This window comes from Microvirga solisilvae (genome assembly GCF_022808595.1).
Taxonomy (GTDB): Bacteria; Pseudomonadota; Alphaproteobacteria; order Rhizobiales; family Beijerinckiaceae; genus Microvirga; species Microvirga solisilvae.
In genome coordinates this window covers 232,120-253,306 of sequence record NZ_JAKUCN010000005.1, presented here as the reverse complement: position 1 = coordinate 253,306, position 21,187 = coordinate 232,120, and the positions used below count along the sequence as shown (strand labels likewise).

17 protein-coding genes are annotated in these 21,187 nt (G+C 63.3%); 5 read left to right on the top strand and 12 right to left on the bottom strand.

Going from position 1 to position 21,187, the window contains the following annotated elements; all coding sequences use genetic code 11:
• Positions 1–61: 61 nt before the first annotated feature.
• Genes MJ639_RS12500 through MJ639_RS12490 form a run of 3 tightly spaced genes read right to left on the bottom strand, consistent with a single transcriptional unit; the run spans position 62 to position 2,642 of the window.
• Entirely contained in the window at positions 62–847 is a 786-nt protein-coding gene (locus MJ639_RS12500) for a MetQ/NlpA family ABC transporter substrate-binding protein (protein WP_243372984.1), read from the bottom strand.
• 45 nt (positions 848–892) lie between these two features.
• On the bottom strand, positions 893–1,558 hold the full coding sequence (locus tag MJ639_RS12495) for a methionine ABC transporter permease (protein ID WP_243372982.1): 666 nt from the start codon (positions 1,556–1,558) through the stop codon (positions 893–895).
• On the bottom strand, positions 1,548–2,642 hold the full coding sequence (locus MJ639_RS12490; protein ID WP_279306612.1) for a methionine ABC transporter ATP-binding protein: 1,095 nt from the start codon (positions 2,640–2,642) through the stop codon (positions 1,548–1,550). Before MJ639_RS12490 ends, MJ639_RS12495 begins: the two co-directional genes overlap by 11 nt.
• Before the next feature lie 281 nt (positions 2,643–2,923).
• Here MJ639_RS12490 and MJ639_RS12485 point away from each other — a divergent pair, with 281 nt between their 5' ends.
• Positions 2,924–5,020, top strand: coding sequence for an ABC transporter ATP-binding protein/permease (locus MJ639_RS12485; RefSeq protein WP_243372981.1), 2,097 nt, complete (start codon positions 2,924–2,926; stop codon positions 5,018–5,020).
• Positions 5,021–5,189: 169 nt separating this feature from the next.
• Here the strand turns inward: MJ639_RS12485 and MJ639_RS12480 are convergent, their stop codons facing one another.
• The 7 genes from MJ639_RS12480 to MJ639_RS12450 form a co-directional block, all read right to left on the bottom strand.
• The gene (locus tag MJ639_RS12480; protein WP_243372979.1) at positions 5,190–5,675 is read right to left on the bottom strand and encodes an META domain-containing protein; all 486 of its coding nucleotides are present in this window, start codon (positions 5,673–5,675) and stop codon (positions 5,190–5,192) included.
• A 186-nt stretch (positions 5,676–5,861) separates the two neighbouring features.
• Positions 5,862–6,836, bottom strand: coding sequence for an ATP phosphoribosyltransferase (gene hisG / locus MJ639_RS12475; RefSeq protein ID WP_243372977.1), 975 nt, complete (start codon positions 6,834–6,836; stop codon positions 5,862–5,864).
• Positions 6,836–7,930 carry an ATP phosphoribosyltransferase regulatory subunit gene (locus tag MJ639_RS12470; protein ID WP_243372975.1) on the bottom strand — a complete coding sequence of 365 codons (1,095 nt, stop codon included), beginning with the start codon at positions 7,928–7,930 and terminating at the stop codon, positions 6,836–6,838. Before MJ639_RS12470 ends, hisG begins: the two co-directional genes overlap by 1 nt.
• Positions 7,931–8,153: 223 nt before the next feature.
• Complete coding sequence (locus tag MJ639_RS12465) at positions 8,154–8,594, bottom strand: hypothetical protein (protein WP_243372974.1); 441 nt, start codon at positions 8,592–8,594, stop codon at positions 8,154–8,156.
• Between the two features lie 72 nt (positions 8,595–8,666).
• Complete coding sequence (gene hisS / locus MJ639_RS12460) at positions 8,667–10,151, bottom strand: histidine--tRNA ligase (RefSeq protein WP_243372964.1); 1,485 nt, start codon at positions 10,149–10,151, stop codon at positions 8,667–8,669.
• A 773-nt stretch (positions 10,152–10,924) separates the two neighbouring features.
• Entirely contained in the window at positions 10,925–12,271 is a 1,347-nt protein-coding gene (aptA, locus tag MJ639_RS12455; RefSeq protein ID WP_243372962.1) for an omega-aminotransferase AptA, read from the bottom strand.
• Positions 12,272–12,366: 95 nt separating this feature from the next.
• On the bottom strand, positions 12,367–12,588 hold the full coding sequence (locus MJ639_RS12450; RefSeq protein ID WP_243372960.1) for a heavy-metal-associated domain-containing protein: 222 nt from the start codon (positions 12,586–12,588) through the stop codon (positions 12,367–12,369).
• A gap of 153 nt (positions 12,589–12,741) precedes the next feature.
• Here MJ639_RS12450 and MJ639_RS12445 point away from each other — a divergent pair, with 153 nt between their 5' ends.
• The 3 genes from MJ639_RS12445 (at position 12,742) to MJ639_RS12435 (ending at position 16,077) form a co-directional block, all read left to right on the top strand.
• Entirely contained in the window at positions 12,742–14,070 is a 1,329-nt protein-coding gene (locus tag MJ639_RS12445; RefSeq protein ID WP_243372958.1) for an EAL domain-containing protein, read from the top strand.
• A gap of 110 nt (positions 14,071–14,180) precedes the next feature.
• Positions 14,181–15,056, top strand: coding sequence for a TIGR01459 family HAD-type hydrolase (locus MJ639_RS12440; protein WP_243372956.1), 876 nt, complete (start codon positions 14,181–14,183; stop codon positions 15,054–15,056).
• A gap of 49 nt (positions 15,057–15,105) precedes the next feature.
• Positions 15,106–16,077, top strand: a complete 972-nt coding sequence (locus MJ639_RS12435) for a bifunctional riboflavin kinase/FAD synthetase (RefSeq protein ID WP_243372954.1) — start codon at positions 15,106–15,108, stop codon at positions 16,075–16,077.
• A gap of 117 nt (positions 16,078–16,194) precedes the next feature.
• Here MJ639_RS12435 and MJ639_RS12430 read toward each other — a convergent pair whose 3' ends face one another.
• Together MJ639_RS12430 and msrB are read right to left on the bottom strand one after the other, a co-directional pair.
• Positions 16,195–17,361 (bottom strand): DUF3095 domain-containing protein, encoded by a 1,167-nt coding sequence (locus tag MJ639_RS12430; RefSeq protein WP_243372952.1) that lies wholly within the window; start codon positions 17,359–17,361, stop codon positions 16,195–16,197.
• 5 nt (positions 17,362–17,366) lie between these two features.
• Entirely contained in the window at positions 17,367–17,870 is a 504-nt protein-coding gene (gene msrB / locus MJ639_RS12425) for a peptide-methionine (R)-S-oxide reductase MsrB (protein ID WP_243372950.1), read from the bottom strand.
• A 267-nt stretch (positions 17,871–18,137) separates the two neighbouring features.
• Here msrB and ileS point away from each other — a divergent pair, with 267 nt between their 5' ends.
• The gene (gene ileS / locus MJ639_RS12420) at positions 18,138–21,086 is read left to right on the top strand and encodes an isoleucine--tRNA ligase (RefSeq protein WP_243372948.1); all 2,949 of its coding nucleotides are present in this window, start codon (positions 18,138–18,140) and stop codon (positions 21,084–21,086) included.
• The last annotated feature ends 101 nt before the right edge of the window (positions 21,087–21,187 follow it).

Sequence of the window (21,187 nt, the reverse complement as noted above, 5' to 3'; positions counted from 1 at the left end):
TCGTGCGACAACAACGAAAAAGGCCGGGCGATGCCCGGCCTTTTCCGTGATGTTTCGAGGCTTACCAGCTCGTGAGAACCGAGCCCTTGAACTTCTCTTCGATGAACTTCTTCACCTCGGGCGTGTGATAGGACTCGACCAGAGCCTTCACCCACGGCTTGGACTTATCTTCGGTGCGAACCGCGATGAGGTTCACATAAGGACCCTTCGGGTTCTCGCGGGCGATGGGATCCTTCACCGGGTCGAGACCGCCAGCGGTCGCGTAGTTGGTGTTGATGATGGCGGCATCCACGTCAGGAAGAACGCGCGGGCCCTGAGCGGCTTCGATCTCCACGAACTTGATCTTCTTCGGGTTGTCGACGACGTCGATCGGCGTGGGCTTGTAGCCGACATTGTCCTTCAGCTTGATGAGGCCCTTGTCCTGCAGCAGGATCAGGGCACGGCCGCCATTCGTCGGATCGTTCGGGATCGAGATGGTCGCGCCGTTCGGGAGCGCGTCGAGGCTCTTGTGCTTCTTCGAGTAGATGCCGATCGGGAAGTTCACCGTCAGCGCAACGCTCTCGATCTTGAAGCCGCGATCGGTAACTTGGTTGTCGAGATAGGGCTGGTTCTGGAACGAGTTGGCCTCGATATCGCCGGAGGCAAGCGCCGCGTTCGGCACTACGTAGTCAGTGAACTCGACGATCTTGAGGTCGATGCCTTTCTGCGCCGCAATCGGCTTCACGGCTTCGAGGATCTGCGCGTGCGGGCCAGGCGTGGCGCCGATGCGGACCACTTGCGTCTGGGCGGCGGCAGGCAGGGCGGCGAGGGAGAGGAAGGCGGCGAAGCCCAGCTTCTTCAGGGACATGGGGTTACTCCTTGTGCGAGGTCCTGAGGGATTCGAGAAGAAAGATCAGCCGTGGCGGATGCGTTTGTTGAGATGCCGGGCGAGGCGGTCACCGATGCTCTGGACGGCTTGCACGAGCACGATGAGCACCACGACGACGGCGAGCATCATTTCCGGCATGAAGCGCTGATATCCGTAGCGGATGCCGAGATCGCCAAGGCCCCCGCCGCCAACCGCGCCCACCATGGCCGAGAAGCCGAGGAGCGAGACGATGGCAAGAGTCAGTCCCAGCACGATGCCGGGCAGGGCTTCGGGGATCAGAACCTTGAGCACGATCTGCAGCGGCGTTGCGCCGAAGGCGCGGGCTGCTTCCACGAGTCCCTGATCAACTTCGCGGATCGCGCCTTCGATGAGGCGCGCGATGAAAGGTGTGGCGGCAATCGTCAGCGGCACAATGGCTGCGCTGGTGCCGATGGAGGTGCCAGCGATGAGACGCGTGAGCGGAATGATCGAGACCACGAGAATGATGAACGGCGTCGAACGCGTGGCATTGACGATGACGCCGAGGATGCGGTTTACCCATGGCGCTGCGAACAGCTCACCCTTGCCGCTGGTGGCGAGAAATACGCCGAGCGGCAGTCCGAAGAGCGTGGCGATGAGTGCCGCGACAGCGACCATGTAGAGCGTTTCGCCGGTGGAATTGGCGATGAGGCGGATCATCTCAGGCGACATGGCCGAGCACCTCCGTGTCGAGACCGTGTTTCTTCAGGAAGTCGAGCGTTTTCAGCGTTGCGTTCTCCGGCACGCCGACGACGAGCGTGCCGAACGGACGGCCTGCAATCTCGTCCACAGCGCCAGACAGGATGTTGGCTTCGATCCCTTCCTCGCGCGCCAGCCGTGCGAGAACCGGGTCCGTCGCGTGCGGGCCGCGGAAGCCGATGCGGATGACGGCCTGGCTGTTCGGTGTCGCCTCTAGCGTCAGTCTGCTCTGCACGTAAGGCGGCAGCACGCGGCCGGCTTCGTCGCCGAGGAACGAGCGCGTCACTTCATGCTGCGGGCGCGTGAATACCTCGAACACGTCGCCCTGCTCGACGATGCGTCCGCCTTCGATCACTGTAACCTCGCGGGCGATGTTACGGATCACGGCCATCTCGTGGGTGATGAGCAGAATGGTGAGGCCAAGCTCGTCGTTGATCTTCGCAAGTAGGTCGAGAATGGAGCGGGTGGTTTCCGGATCGAGCGCGGAGGTCGCCTCGTCCGAGAGCAGCACCTTCGGCTTGGTGGCGAGAGCACGCGCAATGCCGACGCGCTGCTTCTGGCCGCCGGAGAGTTCTGACGGATAGCGGTTGCGCTTGTCGGTGAGGCCGACGAGAGCCAGAAGCTCTTCGACGCGATTCCTGATCTCGGCCTTGTCGTAGCCTGCCACCTCAAGCGGCAGCGCGATGTTCTGTGCCGCCGTGCGCGAGGAGAGCAGGTTGAAGTGCTGGAAGATCATGCCGATGGAGCGGCGGGCATGGCGCAGCGCCGATTCCGGCAGGGCTGCGATGTTCGCCCCGTCCACGATCACCTTGCCGGTGGTGGGCTTCTCGAGCCCGTTCACGAGGCGGATGAGGGTGGACTTGCCGGCACCGGATCGGCCGATCACGCCGAGGATCGAGCCCTGCGGCACGGACAGATCGATCTCGCGCAGGGCCGTGACAGGCTGGCCGTCGCGCCCCGGAAAGGTCTTGGAGATCTTTTCCAGGCGCACGATGGGCTCCGCCGGGATCAGGCGTTGTGCCGGCTGGTCGCCGAAATATCCGAGGGGGGCGTTCATCAGGGTCGCCTTGGGGTCTTTTCGTGGTCGTCTCAGGGTCTATGACAGATGGGACATGGCGTTCTCTATGTCAACTGAAATGTTCTTTAAACAGGATTGTGTGTTCTGAAGAACGGCCTTGGCCTTATGGGAGGGCGGTTCTCAATAGGGGCGCGGCATCACGAACCGGGGATTGCCCTCTTCCAGCGGACATTTCTCCTTTCTTTCGCCATGAGCACGGTTGATCGGGCTGCCCTATGTTCCTATGGAGCCGAAGAACGGTTCCGCTTCAGGAGAAAAGAATGATCAAGGCGAGCATTGCGCTGGCACTTATAGGTTTGGGCGTTCTCGGCGCCTCCCTGTCCGGAGCGGTCGAGGTTCCGTTCTACCTGCCTCTGTCCACCTTGGCGCTTGCGGGGATCGTCTACGCAGGCCGTCAAATCCCGACCTTCCTGCGTATCTTCCTCGCTATGCTGTCCGTGACCCATGTGGCTCTCGTGCTGTTGGTTCTTGGTGCCGTGCTAGGCCTGATTACGGGCGATTACAAAGGTTATGTTCCGCCTCCCTCTTCGGCTCTCGGCGCAACCGCATTCGGCGCGCTGATCTATGGGCTCTCCTATGTGCGTGTGATCCGCACCATCTGCCGCATCACGGACCGCTATCTCGATTCACAGGCTCACAGCGTGATCCGCATTCCCGCCATGGGTTTGCTGCGGGCGCGGGAAGGCTCCATCGGCAAGTGGATAATTGCCAGTCTTATTGCTCTCAACCTGCTTCAAGTCGCGCTCAGTGTCCGCCTGAGCTTCTTCAATCGGGATATGTACAATGCGATCCAAGACAAGGATGCAGCAGCTTTCTGGTACCAGCTCCTTCTGATCTTCACCCCTCTGGCCGCAGTCTCGGTTGCGATGGCCTTGGCCGAAGTGTTGCTGCAGAACACGCTGACAATCCGCTGGCGCGCATTCCTGAACAACTTTTACGTCGGCGAATGGCTTGGCGACGGCGCTCACTACCGCATGCAGGTTCTAGGTCGGAACGCAGACAACCCGGATCAGCGTATTTCCGAAGATCTTAGGAAGTTCGTTGAAAGCACTTACTCGCTCTCAATTGGCCTGATGAGTCAGGCGGCAACGCTTGTCTCGTTTATCGCCATTCTCTGGGCGATCTCGAGTGGTTTCACTTTCCCAGGAACGGATTTTGTCGTGCCGGGCCTACTGGTGTGGGTGTGCTTGCTTTATGCAGTCTTGGGTACCTGGATCACACACCTGCTTGGGCGGCCTCTTATTGGGCTTTACTTCAATAGGGAGCGTGTTGAGGCGGATTACCGCTTCTCATTGGCGCGCCTTCGCGAATACAGCGAACAAGTTGCTCTTCTCTCCGGCGAGCGAGCGGAAAGAGAAGCACTCGCCCATGGCTTCGGGAAGATCGTCAATAACTTCATGCAGATCGTTATTCGCCTTCTCAAGCTGAGAACTTTCACGTTCTCATATTTCCAGGCGAATGTGGTGGTGCCCTACATTTTGACGGCACCGTACTACTTCGCCGGCAAGATCACGCTGGGCCAGATGCAGCAGGTGGTGGGCGCCTTCTCGCAAGTGGGCGATGCTCTGACATACTTCATTCAGATCTACACCACGCTCGCCGACTATAAGGCAGTGCTCGACCGTCTCACCACCTTCGAGGGTGCGATCGCATCGGCACAGCGTGTGGGTGGCGAGAGCAAGCTTGCGATCACGCCTGCAGCCAGCCGTGAATTGCGCCTTAGAGATGTTAACGTGCGCCTGCCCGATGGCCGCGCGCTCATGCACACGGATAACCTTGCTTTCCGTCCCGGAGAGCGCACGCTGATGACGGGGCCATCCGGTTCCGGCAAATCGACCCTGTTCCGCGCCATTGCAGGCATCTGGCCTTTCGGTGAAGGTGAGGTGGCAGTGCCCGCAGGACAGAGCATGATGCTGCTGCCGCAAAGACCCTATGTTCCCATCGGCACTTTGCGTGATGCGGTGACCTATCCCGGTGAAACCAATGCCTACAGCGACGCTGAGATTGCAGATGCCCTGCGTGCTGCGAAACTCTCGCAGATCGCCGACAGGCTCGATGAGGAGCGGGCCTGGGGGCAGACGCTTTCGCTCGGCGAGCAACAGCGTCTTGCGGTCGCGCGCGCGCTTCTCGCCAAGCCCGACTGGCTGTTCCTGGACGAGGCGACCGCGGCGCTCGACGAGCCGACGGAGGCAGAGATCTATCAGGTGATCAAGGAGAAGCTGCCGCAAACGACCGTGGTCTCCATCGGCCATCGCTCGACGCTTCTGAACTATCACGACCGCCGCATCGATCTGAAGCGGGCAGAGAACGGTCTGGCGACCCCCGTCGACATGATGCAGCCGCAGCCTGCGGAGTAACAACCATGTCATCCCGGGCGGCGTAAGCCGATCCGGGATCGGATTCAGGATGAGGCGCTACTCTCGTCATGCGATCCCGGATCTGCGCTTCGCTTCGTCCGGGATGACCCTTCATCAAAAGAAAAAGGCCGGCAGCGATGCCGGCCTTTTTCATGAAGGGATGCCTGTCTTACAGCGCGCGCTCGAGGCGCAGCTCGCCGGTCTGGCTCTTGATGATCAGGGTGCGGCCCTGAATGTCCCACTTGCCGGAGGTGCGCAGGGCCATGAGGAAGGCCTGCTCGGTTGCCATGGCGGCCTTGTCGCAGTTCTTCTTCGTCAGGGCGAAGGGCGCAACCGCCAGGCCCTGCTCACGGAGCGGGTAGGCGGTGGTGGAGTAGTTGTTGCAGCCGGAGAAGCCGGTGGCGCGCATCTGGTCGTCGAGCTTGAAGCTCGGACGCTCGCCGCCGCCAAAGGGCTTGCCGTTCAGGGTCACGGCGACCCAGGACGAGCCCAGGGGGAAGACCTTGCCTTGGCCGCCCGGCTGTGGAACCGCCTTGTTGTCCACCTGGCGGGTCGGGCCCGCGGGACGACCGAGTGTTGCCGCCGACTGGGCATAGGCCACGGAAGCGGTAGCGGTGAAGGCCGTCAGGAGTGCTGCCAATCGAAGGGCGTTCATGGGAACCTCTTCATCGTAAAAAACGCCGGAACCATAAGAGGCCTTGACCGTGGAGGCAACGCCTTGAGTGATATTGTCCTAGGGCATCGGCTCCAAAAGGGGAATGCGCTTTTAGGTCCAATGCCGAAGCAACCATTGCCACAGGAAAGCTGAAGCCTCGCTGAAGAGGCTCCAGGCTTTGGCCCATCAGCCGATCCGCCTCAGAAGCCGCTCGGTGAGGGCATTGGTGGGGCGGAACAGGTAGTCGAAGGTGCGGATCGTGATGTCCTGGGCTCCGAGCTCCTGTAGGGCAGCCACCATGTCGAACATCGATGAGGCCGGGCAATGGAGCACCACCTCGCGCCCGGCCGGAGAGCCATAGGGCAGGCTGGCGCCGAGGCCCTGGGCGATGGCGGGGAGCGCGGAGGCCCTGGATGGGTCGAGGGAGGCGCGGATCTCACGGCTGTCCCTGGCCTCTTCCTCCGCTGTGATGCGTGTCAGCACGGATTTGGCGGCGGTCCGCGCCCGCTCGGACCAGGGTGCTCGGGCAGAGGCCACGAGATTGGCCTCGGAGCGCAGCATCACCCCATCGTCGAGGATCTTCAGGGCATTGGCGGCGAGCGTCGCGCCGGTCGTGGTGATGTCCACGATCAGCTCCGCCGAGCCCGCGCCCGGTGCGCCTTCCGTCGCGCCCAGGCTCTCGACGATGAGATAATCGGCGATGCCCTTCTCCGCGAAGAAGCGGCGGGTGAGGTTCACGTATTTCGTAGCGACCCGCATCTTGCGGCCATGGCGGGCGCGAAGGTCTGCGGCCACCTCGTCGAGATCAGCCATGTTGCGCACGTCGATCCAGGCCTGCGGTACGGCTACCACCACATTGGCATTGCCGAAACCGAGCGGGGTGAGGATCTCGACAGCTTCATCCGCGTCGGGAATCTGCTCGCGGATCAGGTCCTCTCCGGTGATGCCGAGATGTGCCGCGCCGGTGGCGAGCTGGTTCACGATCTCGGAGGCCGAGAGGAAGGCCACCTCCACGTCGGGCACGCCCTTCAGCGTGCCGCGATAATCGCGTGCGCCACGTGACTGGGAGAAGACGAGGCCCGCGCGGGCGAAGAACGCGGCCGCGTTCTCCTGCAGGCGGCCTTTGGAGGGCACCGCCAGGATGAGAGGGGAATCGGTCATCAGGGCCTCCCCACGATGCGGTCGAGCCAGAAGGAGCAGCCCACCGCCGGGATCGGGCTGTCTGCGCCCAGATGCTCCAGCAGGCGGTCATAGCGTCCACCGCCCACGATAGGCTTGCCGTCGCTGCGGCGCGGGTCCTGCACCTCGAAGATGAAGCCCGTGTAATAATCGATATTGCGGGCGAAGGTGGCGGCAAACGAGAAGGCACTCACATCGAGCCCGCGCGCGGCCATGAAGCCGGTGCGTTCCTCGAAGAGGCCGACGGCCGCATTCAGGTCGAGCCCCGCATCGCGGGCGAGCAGGCGCACGGCATCCGCCGCTTGGTCAGGATCGCCGGAGATGGCGAGGTAGCGCTCCAGCACCGCCCGCGCCTCGTTCGAGAGAACAGTGCGGTTGGCCGCGCGGGCCAGGAAGCGCTCGGCGATCTCGCCTGCGCTGCGGCCGCCGACGGTCGCAATGCCGGCAATCGAGAGGATGTCTTCCACGAAGGCTTTCGCCGCCTGAGGAGCCTGTCCCTCGATGGCGGCGAGAAGGCCCGCATGTTCCTGGGCGCTCTGGAACTCTGTCTCGGAAAGGCTGGCGAGCCCCTGGCCGGAAACGATGGCGCGGATCACCCGGCGCTTGGCCGCAGGGGCGACGCCCAGCGCATCGATAAGGGCATGGAGCAGGCCCATGTCGCCGAGCTTCACGGAAGGCGCCGGACCGCCGATCAGGCTGAGGCCTTCGAGGGCAAGGCTAAGGATTTCGGCGTCAGCGGCGGCGATATCCGTCCGGCCGATGGATTCGAGGCCTGCCTGCAGGAACTCGCCGCTCTCATTGGGGCGCATGCGGAAAACGGGGCCGCCATAGGAATAGCCGGAGGGCCTGGCGCCGCGGGAGCTGAGATGCTGGAGACAGACGGGAATGGTGTATTCGGGCCTGAGGCACAGTTCCGTGCCCGAGGCGTCCTGCGTCACGAACATGCGCCGCCGGATATCCTCGCCCGAAAGATCGATGAACACGTCCGCCGGCTGCAGAACCGGCGGCTCGATACGCGCATAGCCCTCGCGCTCGAAGAGCCCGATCAGCGCAACAATGGCATCCGTCTCCGTCACTGGCGTCGCCCAAATCCTTGTGGTCGCATGCTCTCTAGCAATGCCGGGCCGGGAAGGCGAACGTTTTCAGTGGGAAGGGTGAACGGAGGGGGGCTTGTCGAGGAAGCCGTCATCCCGGACGCCGAAGGCGAGCCGGGATCGGTTGACAAGAATGACGCTCCATTCGGGCCCCGATCCCGGATCTGCGCTACGCTTCGTCCGGGATGACACTAGAAAAGGGCCATCAACCCTTATGGGCCGTGTCGCTCTTCTTCGAGGTCTTGCGCTTGCTGTGATCGCTGGAGCGGTGAACGTATTTCACCTTCTTTGCCTCGCTCTTGCCGCGCTCCTCGCCGCCTTCATCACCCGTGAGGTTAGCGGGCAGGAAATGGCGGGCGGCTTCCGTCACCACATTCGCGACGGCGCCTGCGGCGGTCTGGGTCAGGTCCGCTCCCTGCGAGCCGGCATTCTTCGCGGCGACCCCGGCCTTCTTGGCGGTGCGGGTCTGGGTGAGGGCGGCAGCGGCAGCGCCTGCTGCGGCGATCAGCGCATCCGCCAGGATTTCCCGGCCGAGATTCGTGTTGATCAGATCCATCAGGCCCGATTTCTTGGCGGTCTTCGCCAGCTTCGCGCCCGTGCTCTTCTTATTACTGCTCTTCTTATCCTTGCTCTTTGCCTTCGGCATAAGTGTCTCCTGATAGTCAAGCTTCAGGAGACAACCCGGAGAAAAGCAAAGCGGTTCCAGCTTGCGTCGGACTCAGCCGAAATGCCGCGCCAGAACCTCGCGCACCGCTTCCACTATCTTGCTCTCGGCCACGGAGAACTGGGCGGGGCGGGCGGCCTTCCATTCCTCGTTGGAGGAAATGGCGGCAGCGGCCTTCGCGCCCTCGATCAGGTCCTTGATCTCGACCTCGCCGCGCTCGCGCTCGTTGGAGCCCTGGATGATCACGCAGGGGCTCTGGCGGCGGTCGGCATATTTCATCTGGGCCTTCATGCCCGACGAGCCGAGATAGAGTTCCGCGCGGATGCCGGCCTGACGCAGGGTCGAGACCATGCGCTGGTAGGCGGCGATCTGGTCCTTGTCCATCACGAGCACCACCACCGGGCCGGGCTTCTCAACACCCGAGACGATGGGGCTTTTGACCATCTGCAGCGCCGAAAGCAGGCGCGAGACGCCGATGGAGAAGCCGGTTGCCGGAACGGGCTCGGAGCGGAAACGGCCCACGAGGCCGTCATAGCGCCCGCCGCCGCCGACCGAGCCGAAGCGCACGGGGCGCCCATCCTCGTCCTGCACCTGGAAGGTCAGTTCCGCCTCGTAGACGGGGCCTGTGTAGTATTCGAGGCCGCGCACGACGGAGGGGTCGATAGTCACGCGCTCTTCATAACCGGATGAGGCGATGAGCGATGCGATCTCGGCAAGCTCGTTTGCGCCCTCAAGCCCGCGCTCAGAAGAACCCACGACCTTGCGCAGATTCTCGACCGTCGCTGCGTTGTTCGCGCCCTTGGCGGCAGTGAAAGCAAGCACGCGCTCGATGGCCTCAGCGGAAAGCTCAGCGCCCTTCGTGAAGTCGCCGCTCTCGTCCTTGCGGCCTGCACCGAGCAGCTGGCTCACACCCTCGGCACCGAGGCGATCGAGCTTGTCGATGGCGCGAAGTACAGTCAGGCGCTGACCTGCCTTGTCCTCGCCACCGAGGCCGATGGCTTCGAGCACGCCGTCGAGAACCTTGCGGTTGTTGATCTTGATGATGAATTCGCCACGCTTCAGCCCAAGCTTTTCGAGCGTGTCGGCGGCCATCATGCAGATTTCCGCATCCGCTGCGACGGAAGCTGCGCCCACCGTGTCGGCGTCGAACTGCATGAACTGGCGGAAGCGGCCCGGACCCGGCTTTTCATTGCGGAACACCCAGCCCGCGCGATAGCTGCGATAGGGCTTGGGTAGGACATCGAAGTTCTCGGCCACATAGCGGGCAAGCGGCGCGGTCAGGTCATAGCGCAGCGACAGCCATTGCTCGTCATCGTCCTGGAACGAGAATACACCTTCGTTGGGCCGGTCCTGATCGGGCAGGAACTTGCCGAGCGCATCCGTGTACTCGACGAAGGGCGTCTCGACGCCCTCGAAGCCGTAGAGCTCATAGGACTCGCGGATCGCGGCCAGCATGCGCTCGGTGGCGGCGAGATCGGCGGGAGTGCGGTCGGCAAAGCCGCGCGGTGCGCGAGCCTTGATCTTGTCGGCCTTGGACATGGTTTAACAGCAGCCGTTTAAATGAGAAAAACGTGCTGCGGTCTAACCCGTGAGGGCCGGAGGGGCAAGGGTTGTTGCGACTTGCGCGAGAACCCGTCATCTCGCGAAGGAAGAGATCCAGAACCGCAAGGCTTCCAGGCGACACCGCTCCAGAATGGGTGGTGCAGGCCAGTCAAGCCCGGCCTTGTTGGGCGATGGAAAGATGATGTCAAAGAGCGAGCGGGAATGGCCTCGCGAGCTGTGTGCTCCGAGGTATGGGGTGAGGGAGACGCGAGAGGTCGTCCGGCTCGCTATGGAATGAGTGAAGAACCTGACGGCCCCTCGCGCACGGTTCTTTTAGGCGTTCATCGTGTCTTGCAACGATGGGCCTCCTGGCCCGGCTTGCGAGACCGAACCAGGACCGTTCCCGGCTCCATCATTCACGACGCCTCGCGAGCGCGCCCCTCATCGAGCCAGGACACTCCACATATAGCCAAGGTTAGGAGGATTGTCAAGAACAAAAGCGGAACATTGATCCCAGGGCGTCATCCCGGACGGCCTCAGCCGAGCCGGGATTGCGGGCAGGATGGGGCGCAGGTCACCTCTCCCGTGCGGGAGAGGTCGACGCACGGTAGTGCGGCGGGTGAGGGCCACCGCCCTCTCCGGAGAGACCTGTAACCCCTCACCCGGACCTGCGGTCCGACCTCTCCCTCAGGGAGAGGTATCCCGTGCCATTCTCGTCCGACGATCCCGGATCGGCTTTCGCCGTCCGGGATGACGCTTGTCATGGGAGATCAGGCGACGGCCTTGATCACCTTGGTGAGCTTGTCGACGATCTCGCCGATCTGCGTTTCGGTGATGATGAGCGGCGGGGAAAGGGCGATGGTGTCGCCGGTGATGCGCATCATCAGGCCGTATTCGTTGAAGGCGCGGTCCATGGCCTCGAAGGCGCGGGCGCCGACGGCGTCCGGACGCGAGGCGAGGTCGATGGCGCCGACGAGGCCGATGGTGCGGATGTCGAGCACGTTCGGCAGGCCTTTCAGCGAGTGGATCGCATCGGCCCAGACCGGCTCCAGCGTCTTCGCGCGCTCGAAGAGCTTCTCGTCGCGGTAGACATCGAGCGTCGCGAGCGCGGCGGCGCAGGCGAGCGGGTGGCCGGAATAGGTGTAGCCATGGAACAGCTCGATCATGTGCTCCGGGCCCTTCATGAAGGTATCGTAGATTCCTTCACGAACGATCACGCCGCCCATGGGCACGGTGCCGGAATTCACGCCCTTGGCGAAGGTGATCATGTCCGGGATCACGCCGTAGCGCTCGGCGGCGAAAGCGGTGCCAAGGCGGCCGAAGCCCGAGATCACCTCGTCGAAAATCAGCAGGATGCCGTACTTGTCGCAGATCTCGCGCAGGCGCTTGAGATAGCCCTTCGGCGGCGGCAGCACGCCGGTGGAGCCGGCCATGGGCTCCACGATCACGGCGGCGATGGTGGAGGCATCGTGCAGGGCGACGATGCGCTCGAGATCGTCCGCGAGATGCGCGCCCCATTCCGGCTCGCCGCGCGAGAAGGCCTGCTCGGCACGATTATAGGTGTGGGGCAGGTGGTCGACGCCCGCGAGGAGCGTGCCGAAGAACTGGCGGTTCTTCACGATGCCGCCGACCGAGATGCCGCCGAAGCCGACGCCGTGATAGCCGCGCTCGCGGCCGATCAGGCGCGTCTTGCTGCCTTGACCCTTCGCGTTCCAATAGGCCAGCGCCACCTTGAGGGCGGTATCCACCGCCTCGGAGCCGGAGTTGCAGAAGAAGACGTGGTTCAGGTCGCCGGGCGCGAGCTGGGCGATGCGGGAGGCCGCCGCGAAACCTTTGGCGTGGCCGAACTGGAAAGCGGGGGAGTAGTCGAGCTCGGCGGCCTGGGCCTGGATCGCCGCGATGATCTCGTCGCGGTTATGGCCGGCATTACAGCACCAGAGACCAGCGGAGCCGTCGATCACTTCGCGTCCATCGGGCGTGTAATAATACATGTCCTTGGCGCGGGCGACCATGCGGGGACGTTGCTTGAACGAACGGTTCGCCGTGAACGGAAGCCACCAGGCCTCCAGGTCGTTAGGTGATGAAATGTCGTTGGCGGCCCGAGACTGAGCGGTCATTTTATTCCCCAAAAAGACTTTGCGCGGGGAGCCTATCAGCCGTTCCTGAAAGCCGCAAAAGGAACTTTCTGGGAATATTTCGACCCGCGTCGGGGTCATCCTGTCATGGCATGGGCCTCGTATCCCGCCGCATCGAGAGCACGGGCTATCTCGACGCTCTGGGCCTGGGTCATCACGTGCACCCGGCCATGCTCCAGGTCAACCTCGACCTTGGCTGTGGGGTCCAGGCGCTGGATCGCCTTGGTCACTGCATTGACGCAGCCCTGGCAGGTCATGCCATCGACCTTCATCAACAGGTCCTTGCGGGGTTCTTCCATGGAGGCTCCTCTCAAAGCTGTGCGTTTCCGGCAACAGAAGGGCAGTAAAGCTGTCTATTGTTGCAATGCAACGCTTGTGGCCTGAGTCATGACCGTTACAACATCGTTGCATTACTGATTCGCATATTTCGAACCAGGGGAGCGGGGGCGCCCATGGTGACCGACAAGGTTCACATCGATAAGGAGCTGAGGGCGAAATTGTTCGCTCTTGCGCTCGCCAGCCTTGCCATGACGGGCGCAGCCATCGGCCTTTTGCCGACGGAAGCCTTGCTGCCGCTTGTCGCCTTCTTAGGGATCGCTGCCTCCGCAGGCCTTGTCCTGGCATGGAAAAAGGCTGAGGCAGCATCGGAACTCGCCCGGCAGGCCGCCGATGATCTGGCTATCGTTACAGAGCGACTGGCTCGTATCGAGGGCCTCCTCCAAAACCCGGCAGCAACCCCGGCCCTGCGCACCACCATGGCGGAGGTCACCGGCACGGTGGGCCTTCTCGGCGGCGTGGTGCGCGAACTCGCCAAGAATGTCGCTGCCCAGAACCGGGACGTGGCCGAGCTGAAGGGGAGCCTCCAGGCTGCTCCTCAGGTGGAGCAGGCCAAACCCGCTCCCGTCATGCTGCCTCAGACTGTCGAAATGAACCGTCCGGCGCCTCAGGCCGCGCCGCGCAAGGCGGCGGAGGACGAGTTGCGCCGGATGCGCCTGATCATGCAGGCCTTCGAGGCCGATGGCATCGAGCTCCATCTGCAGCCCATCGTGTCGCTGCCCCAGCGCAAGATCCGCTTCTACGAGGCTCTGGCGCGCCTGCGTCTCGCCGATGGCACGCTGCTCGGTCCTGCAGAATTCCTCGGCGTTCTCGAGCGCCTCGGTCGCGCGCCGGAATTCGACCGCCGCGTCCTCAACCGCGCCATGGCGGTAGCCTATCACCTCATCACCAAGGGCAGCGAGGCCATCGTCGGCGTGAACCTGACGCCGCACTCGGTGCGCGAGCCGGGCTTCCTGTGGTCGCTGACGGGATTGATGAATGCCGCTCCCGAGGCCCTGGGCAAGGTGGTGCTCGAATTCCCGCAGGAATGCTGGCGTGACCTCGATGCCGATCAGAAATCGGCGCTTGCCGCCCTGCGCGACAAGGGCGTGCCGCTTGCCCTCGATACGGCCACGGATCTGCGCTTCGAGGCGCGGGAGCTGGCCGATCTCGGCTGCCGCTTCGTGAAATTCCCGGCCGAGCTTCTCGTCGCCGCCGAGCAGGACGACAACCACCGTTACGGGCCTGAACTCGGAGTGCGCGATTTCGCCTCCGCGCTGCGCCGCGAGGGCATCAGGCTGGTGGCCGAATATGTGGAGCGCGAGGATATCGTGCCCGCTCTCGCTGAGATCGGCGTGCCGCTGGCGCAAGGCTTCGTCTTCGCAGCCCCTCGCGCCGTCAAGGCCGAGGTTCTGGGAGGGGCTGCCCCGGAGAGTGCACAGCCGCTGCTGCGCCGGGCCGGTTGACTTAAGGGCCGCAAGGGCCTACCCGCCGGGTTCATCCATGGAGCTGGATTGCCGCATTTTTGGGCGGCAAACCGGAACCACTTTGCCGAAAAATGCTCTAGCGAGATCCCATGACAGCCTCTTCCCGTCCCGCTCTCGTCGAGGGCCTGAAATCTCTTGCCGAGAATTACGACCTCATCCTGTGTGACGTCTGGGGCGTGCTGCATAACGGCGTTAAGGCCTATGAATCCGCAGGCGATGCCCTGACGCGCTTCCGCGAGAAGGGCGGTCGTGTTGTCCTTGTCTCCAACGCGCCGCGCCCCGGCTCTTCCGTGGGCACGCAGCTCGACGGCTTCAAGGTGCCACGCACGGCCTACGACGCCATCGTCACGTCGGGCGACTTGACGCGCCTTGCCATCGAGGAGCGCATCGACAGGGTCGTGAACCATATCGGCCCCCCGCGCGACATGCCGATCTACAACGGGCTCGACGTGCGCTTCGGCTCCATCGAGGAGGCTGATTACGTGGTCTGCTCCGGTTTCGATGACGACGAGCATGAGACCGTCGAGAATTATCGCGACCGCCTCGAGGCGATGTTGCGCCGCGACCTGCTGATGGTCTGCGCCAATCCCGATCTCATCGTGGAGCGCGGCCACATGATCCTGCCCTGCGCCGGCGCGCTGGGCCTCGCTTACGAGGAGATGGGCGGCACCGTGTTCTACGCCGGAAAGCCTCATGCGCCCGTCTACGAGAAGGCCCTCGCCGTTGCCTCGACCTTGAGCCATCGCACTATTTCGAAGAACCGCGTTCTGGCCGTGGGCGACGCCATCCGCACCGACATCGCGGGAGCTGTCGGGTTCGGTATCGACTCCCTGATGATCGCGCGCGGCATCCACGCGAAGGAACTCGGCCTCCACGAAGGCGATCTGGTTTCCGATCACGTGCAGGATTGGGCCGACCGCCAGACAGCGATGCCGACGGCGATCATGGACACGCTTACGTGGTAGGCGTGTCGCTCCTCCTTGACCCCGCTGCCGGTTGAGGTAGAGACCCGTCATGCCCTCCGACACGACTCCTTCCCCGGTTGCATCATCCTTCGCGGTTTGCCGCGATGGAGAGGCCGTGCCTGGGACGCTGAAAGGGGCGGTTGCCGCCATCGGCAATTTCGACGGCGTGCATCGCGGGCATCGCCATCTCATCGACATGGCCTTGACGTCCGGCAAGCCCGCCGCCGTGCTCACCTTCGAGCCGCATCCGCGCAGCTTCTTCCAGCCTGACAAGCCGCTGTTTCGCCTCACGCCAGAGGTAGTGAAGCTCGCGATCTTCGCGCGCCTCGGTCTCGCAGGTGCATTCGTACGTCGTTTCGATCATGCGCTCGCCGCGCTCAACGCGGAAGAGTTCGTGCACCTTCTCGCACACGAACTCCAATTATCCGGCGTCGTCATCGGTCACGATTTCCATTTCGGACGCGGGCGTGAAGGCAATCCCGCACGCATGAAAGAATTGTGCGACAAGCTCGGGCTTAAATGCTTCATCGCTCCGGCCATCGTGGAAGGCTCCGAACCCGTTTCCTCCAGCGCCATTCGCGCGGCCCTTGAAACGGGCGACATCGCCACGGCCAACAAGCTTCTGGGTTATCGCTGGTTCGTGCGCGCCGAGGTGCGCCACGGCGACAAGCGCGGACGCGATCTCGGCTATCCGACCGCCAACATGCGCCTGCCCGACGATTGCCGTCTGCATCACGGCATCTACGCGGTGCGGGCATCCGTTGATGGCAAATCCGTCGATGGTGTCGCAAGCTTCGGCCGCCGTCCGACCTTCGATAATGGCGCTCCGCTTCTCGAAACACATCTCTTCGGTTTCAAGGGCGATCTCTACGGGAAGACGCTCGATATCGAATTCATCGGCTGGATCCGCGGTGAGGAGCGCTTCGACAGCATCGATGCGCTGATCGCGCAGATGGATCGGGATTCGGCGCAAGCGAAACGCATGCTCGTCGAAGATCGAACGCCGTCGATGATCGCTTGATGTGCGTCATCCCGGACGGAGCGTAGCGGAGATCCGGGATCGTCGGCAGAATAAGGCACCATCTCGTCCAACGATTCCGGGTTCTGCTGCGCAGCCCCGGAATGACTGCAAGCAGGCTCACACCGCAGCTTTCAGCGCCTGAGCGGCCATCGCATATCCTCCCATCGCGCCATCGACGAAATGCACGTGATCGCTACGTGTGGGCGAGGGCACGAAGCACGTCATGAGAGCCGATTGTTGCCGGTGCAGGCCAAAGCGGGCGATGCCCTGTAGCCGCGCTTGCGACAGCAGGCCTTCCAAACGGTCGGCAAGGTTCGGTGTGCAATCCAGCGTCATGCGCAGGCCATCGTCGAATTTGCGGAAATCCGTATTCTCGACAAGCTGATCCTGATAGCGCACGGGGTCGAAGCGGCCGATGCGCCGTCCGAGTTTGAAGATTATGAAAGCGAGGAGACGATACGCCGCGAGTTTCGCCTTCGCGGCAAGATTCCCGCGCTTCAGGATTTTGGACTCGATGGAAAATCCCTGGAATGGATTGGCAAGAGGCAGGCCGCCTTCCGGAAGGGGGCGGCGAGCCTCCTTCGGATTGTCGGCGAGAGAAAGAACATCGGCGATGAGCCGGATGAAAGCGGTCTGGTCGCCGTTGGGAACAGGGATGACGATCAGCGAGAGAATGATGCCTTTTTCCGAGCGCAGCTCGTCGAACCCGCAGGACAGGCCCGTCAGGTCGGGCAGGGTACCGGGCGGCGCAGGCTGCACCGCGAAGGCGCCTTCCTTCATGCGCCGCTCGGCAAAACTCAAACCTCCACCGGAGAACATGGCGTAGGTCACGTCATGCGAGGCGGCGAAGCGCGCGATGCGCACGTCATAACCTGCTGCCCTGATTTCGGAGACAGGCACCATGGCCACGCGTAGGGTGAAGCCGAAAGAATCCCCGGCCCAGGCCGCAACAGCCGCCAGCACATCGCGCGCGAGATCGGATTGCTCCGGCGGCACGGCGAAGCTCGCGCCATCGCCGCCGAACACGAAAGGAAAATCCTGGTCGCCCAGCCGGTTCGACAAGGCAGCGATCAGGGAGGCCGCCGCCGTGTTGACCTCCTTGTAGCGACCCGCCGCGATGGCGGCGGTGGAGTTCACGATGTCGCTGAGGCCGAGAACCCAGCCCTCTGGCAGAGGCGTATAGACATCGGGATCGGTGAGCCTGGAAAAGGGGGCGACGACGGGCAGGCGGGCATAGAAGCCCGCATCGTTCTGCGTGTCGGCTTCCTGTCCGCCCGTGTCCATGGCCCCTAGCCCTGTACTTCGCCCTCGGGGGCGCCCCGGCCCAGGTCATCCGGAAGGGGATCGCCTTCGGCCACGAAGCGCATGGAGACAGAGTTCATGCAATAGCGCTCGCCGGTGGGGGGAGGGCCGTCGGGGAAGACGTGGCCGAGATGGCCCTCGCAACGGGCGCAGCGGATCTCGGTGCGGACCATGCCGTAGCTCGTGTCCCGCACGAAGGCGATGTGATCGCGGTCGATGGGGTCGAAGAAGCTCGGCCAGCCGGTGCCGGACTCGAACTTGGTGCCTGCATTGAACAGGGGCAGGCCACAGAGGCGGCAGCAATAGGTGCCCTTTTCCTTGGCCTCGTTGAAAATGCCGCAGAAGGGCCGCTCGGTGCCGTGGTCCAGAATGACGCGGCGCTCCTCCTCGTCGAGGTTGTCCACGAGGGCGCGGAACAGTTCGGGAGAGGGGGGCGTCAGGTCGAAGCCGGCGCGGGAGCGCTTGGCCGTCGGGGTGGTCGTGTCTGCCATGGGGTCAGTCCTGCCTGTCAGGGTTTCCGGCTCATAGATAGGGACGTTGAGCCCAAATCACCACGCTTTATTATCCGCCCCGGCGCTGCTAAAAGGCTCCCATGCCCATGGTTTTTCAGGCTCGACCCACGGCCGGCATCCGGCCCGCGCGAATTATCGGCCCGGCCCTCGCGTAACCCGCGAAGGTCCGGGATTGCTACCGTTCGCCTCAACTGAAAGCCTGAATAGAGCCCCAGGACCAGGGGCCGCTTGGATCGATTGACCGCTATGACCGATAAGCCCGAGAGCGCCGCTCGCGACTATTCCGAAACCCTGTTCCTGCCGCAGACCGAGTTCCCCATGCGCGCGGGCCTGCCCCAGCGCGAGCCCCAGTTCCTGGAGCGCTGGAACGAGATGAAGCTCTACGAGCGCCTGCGCGAGACCCAGAAGGGCCGCAGCCGCTTCGTGCTGCACGACGGCCCTCCCTATGCCAACGGCAACATCCATATCGGTCACGCCCTCAACAAGATCCTGAAGGACCTGATCGTCCGCTCCCAGGGCATGCTCGGCTTCGATTCCAACTACGTGCCGGGCTGGGACTGCCACGGCCTTCCCATTGAGTGGAAGATCGAGGAGGAGTATCGCGCCAAGGGCAAGAACAAGGACGAGGTTCCGATCGTCGAGTTCCGCCGCGAATGCCGCGCTTTCGCCGAGAAGTGGATCGACGTGCAGCGCGAGGAGTTCAAACGCCTCGGTGTCGGTGGCGATTGGTCGAACCCGTATCTGACCATGAGCTACGACGCGGAAGCGCAGATCGCTCGTGAGATCATCAAGTTCGCAGTAAGCGACCAGCTCTATCGCGGCTCGAAGCCGGTGATGTGGTCGTCGGTCGAAAAGACCGCGCTTGCTGAAGCGGAAGTGGAGTATCAGGAGAAGACCTCCACCACGATCTGGGTGAAATTCAAAATCACCAACACGCTCGATGGCGATCTCGACAATGCATCAGTGGTGATCTGGACGACGACTCCCTGGACGATCCCGGCGAACCGCGCCATCGCTTATGGCGAGGGCATCGCCTACGGTCTCTACAAGGTCACGGAAGCAGCTGACGACAATTGGGCGAAGGTGGGCGACCGCCTCGTGCTCGCCGACAAGCTCGCCGCCGATGTGTTCGCGGCAGCCCGCGTTGCCGGTTACGAGCGCGTGAAGGATGTGCTGCCGGTGATGATCGAGCGCTGCGCGCATCCGTTCCGCGGCATCGAGGGCGGCAACGGCTATTGGGATTATCCAGTGCCGATGCTGGTCGCCGATTACGTCACCGACGATGCGGGCACGGGCTTCGTGCACACCGCGCCCGGCCATGGCGCGGACGACTATAATACGTATGTGAAGCATCGCGATGTGTTCGCCGCCTGCGGCACGACGGAAGTGCCGCATACGGTGTCGCCGGATTCATCCTACTTCCCGAACATCCCGCTCTTTGCGGGCGAGCGCATCTATGACGACAAGGGCAAGGATGCGGGCGCCAATGAAGCCGTGATCAAGAAGCTCGTGGAAACGGGCGCTTTGATCGCGCGCGGTCGCCTGAAGCACCAATATCCACATTCCTGGCGCTCGAAGGGCCCGCTCATCTTCCGCAATACGCCGCAATGGTTCATTGCGATGGACAAGCCGCTCGATGGCAAGGGCGACACGCTCCGTCAGCGTGCTCTCGGCGCTATCGAGAAAACCCAGTGGGTGCCGGAATCCGGTGAGAACCGCATCAATGGCATGATCGCCAACCGCCCCGATTGGGTGGTGTCGCGCCAGCGCGCCTGGGGTGTACCGATTGCCGTCTTCGTGAAGAAGGGCACCAACGAGATCCTGAAGGACGACAGCGTCAACGAAGCCATTGCTGACGCTTTCGAGAAGGAAGGCGCGGATGCGTGGTATGCGGATGACGGCTCGCGCTTCCTGAAGGCCGGCGGCTACGACCTCAACGATTTCGAGAAGGTGAACGACATTCTCGACGTGTGGTTCGATTCCGGCTGCACGCATGCCTTCGCGCTCGAAAGGCGTCCCGATCTGCATGTGCGCCGCAAGGTCGATGGCGGCCCCGATCAGGTCATGTATCTCGAAGGTTCGGACCAGCATCGCGGCTGGTTCCACTCGTCGCTGCTCGAGAGCTGCGGCACGCGCGGTCGCGCGCCCTACGACATCGTCGTGACCCACGGCTTCACGCTGGACGAGCAGGGCCGCAAGATGTCGAAGTCCCTCGGCAACACGGTCGCGCCGCAAACCGTCATCAAGGAATACGGCGCGGACATCCTGCGCTTGTGGACGGCTGCCGTCGATTACTGGGACGATCAGCGCATCGGTCCCGAGATCATCAAGACGACGGCGGAAACCTATCGCAAGCTGCGCAACACGATCCGCTGGATGCTGGGCTCGCTCGCTCATTTCCGCGAGGCGGATAAGGTCGCCTACAAGGACATGCCGGAGCTGGAGCGTTTCGTGCTGCATCGCCTCGTCGAACTCGATGGCGAGATGCGCGAGGCTTATTCCACTTACGACTTCAAGCGTGTCGTGGCGTTGCTGAACTCGTTCATGACAACGGATCTGTCGGCATTCTATTTCGACATCCGCAAGGACACGCTCTACTGCGATCCGATCTCCAGCATTGCGCGCAAGAGCGCGCTCACGGTGATCGATCAGACCTTCCGCTGCGTGGTGGCCTGGATCGCGCCGATCCTCGCCTTCACGGCGGAGGAGGCGTGGCTTGAGCGCTATCCGAATGCGGAATCGGTGCATCTCGAAACTTTCCCGGAAGTGTCGGGCGAGTGGCGCAACGAGGCGCTGGCCGAGCGCTGGGCCAAGGTGCGCCGCGTGCGCCGCGTCGTCACCGGCGCGCTGGAGATCGAGCGTGCGCAAAAGCGCATCGGCGCGAGCCTCGAGGCGGCGCCCGTCGTGCATATTGCGGACGAGGATCTGTTCAAGGCCGTTCAGGGCCTCGACATGGCCGAGATCAGCATCACCTCCGCGATCCAGGTGGTGCAGGGCGAAGGCCCTTCGGATGCCTTCCGTCTCGAAGATGTGAAGGGCGTTGCCGTGGTGCCGGCCCTCGCCAAGGGCACCAAATGCGCCCGTTCCTGGAAGGTCACGCCGGATGTCGGCACCGATGCGGATTACCCGGACGTAACGCCCCGCGATGCGGCGGCTTTGCGTGAATGGGACCGGCTGAAGGCGGCTGCGGAATGAGCAAGGGTAACGGTCCGGATATGCCGGCTCCCGGGGCGAATGCTCCGGAGGCCGCTCCGCAGCGCCCCCGCGCTGCGGCCAAAACCCCTGCATCGAAGCCT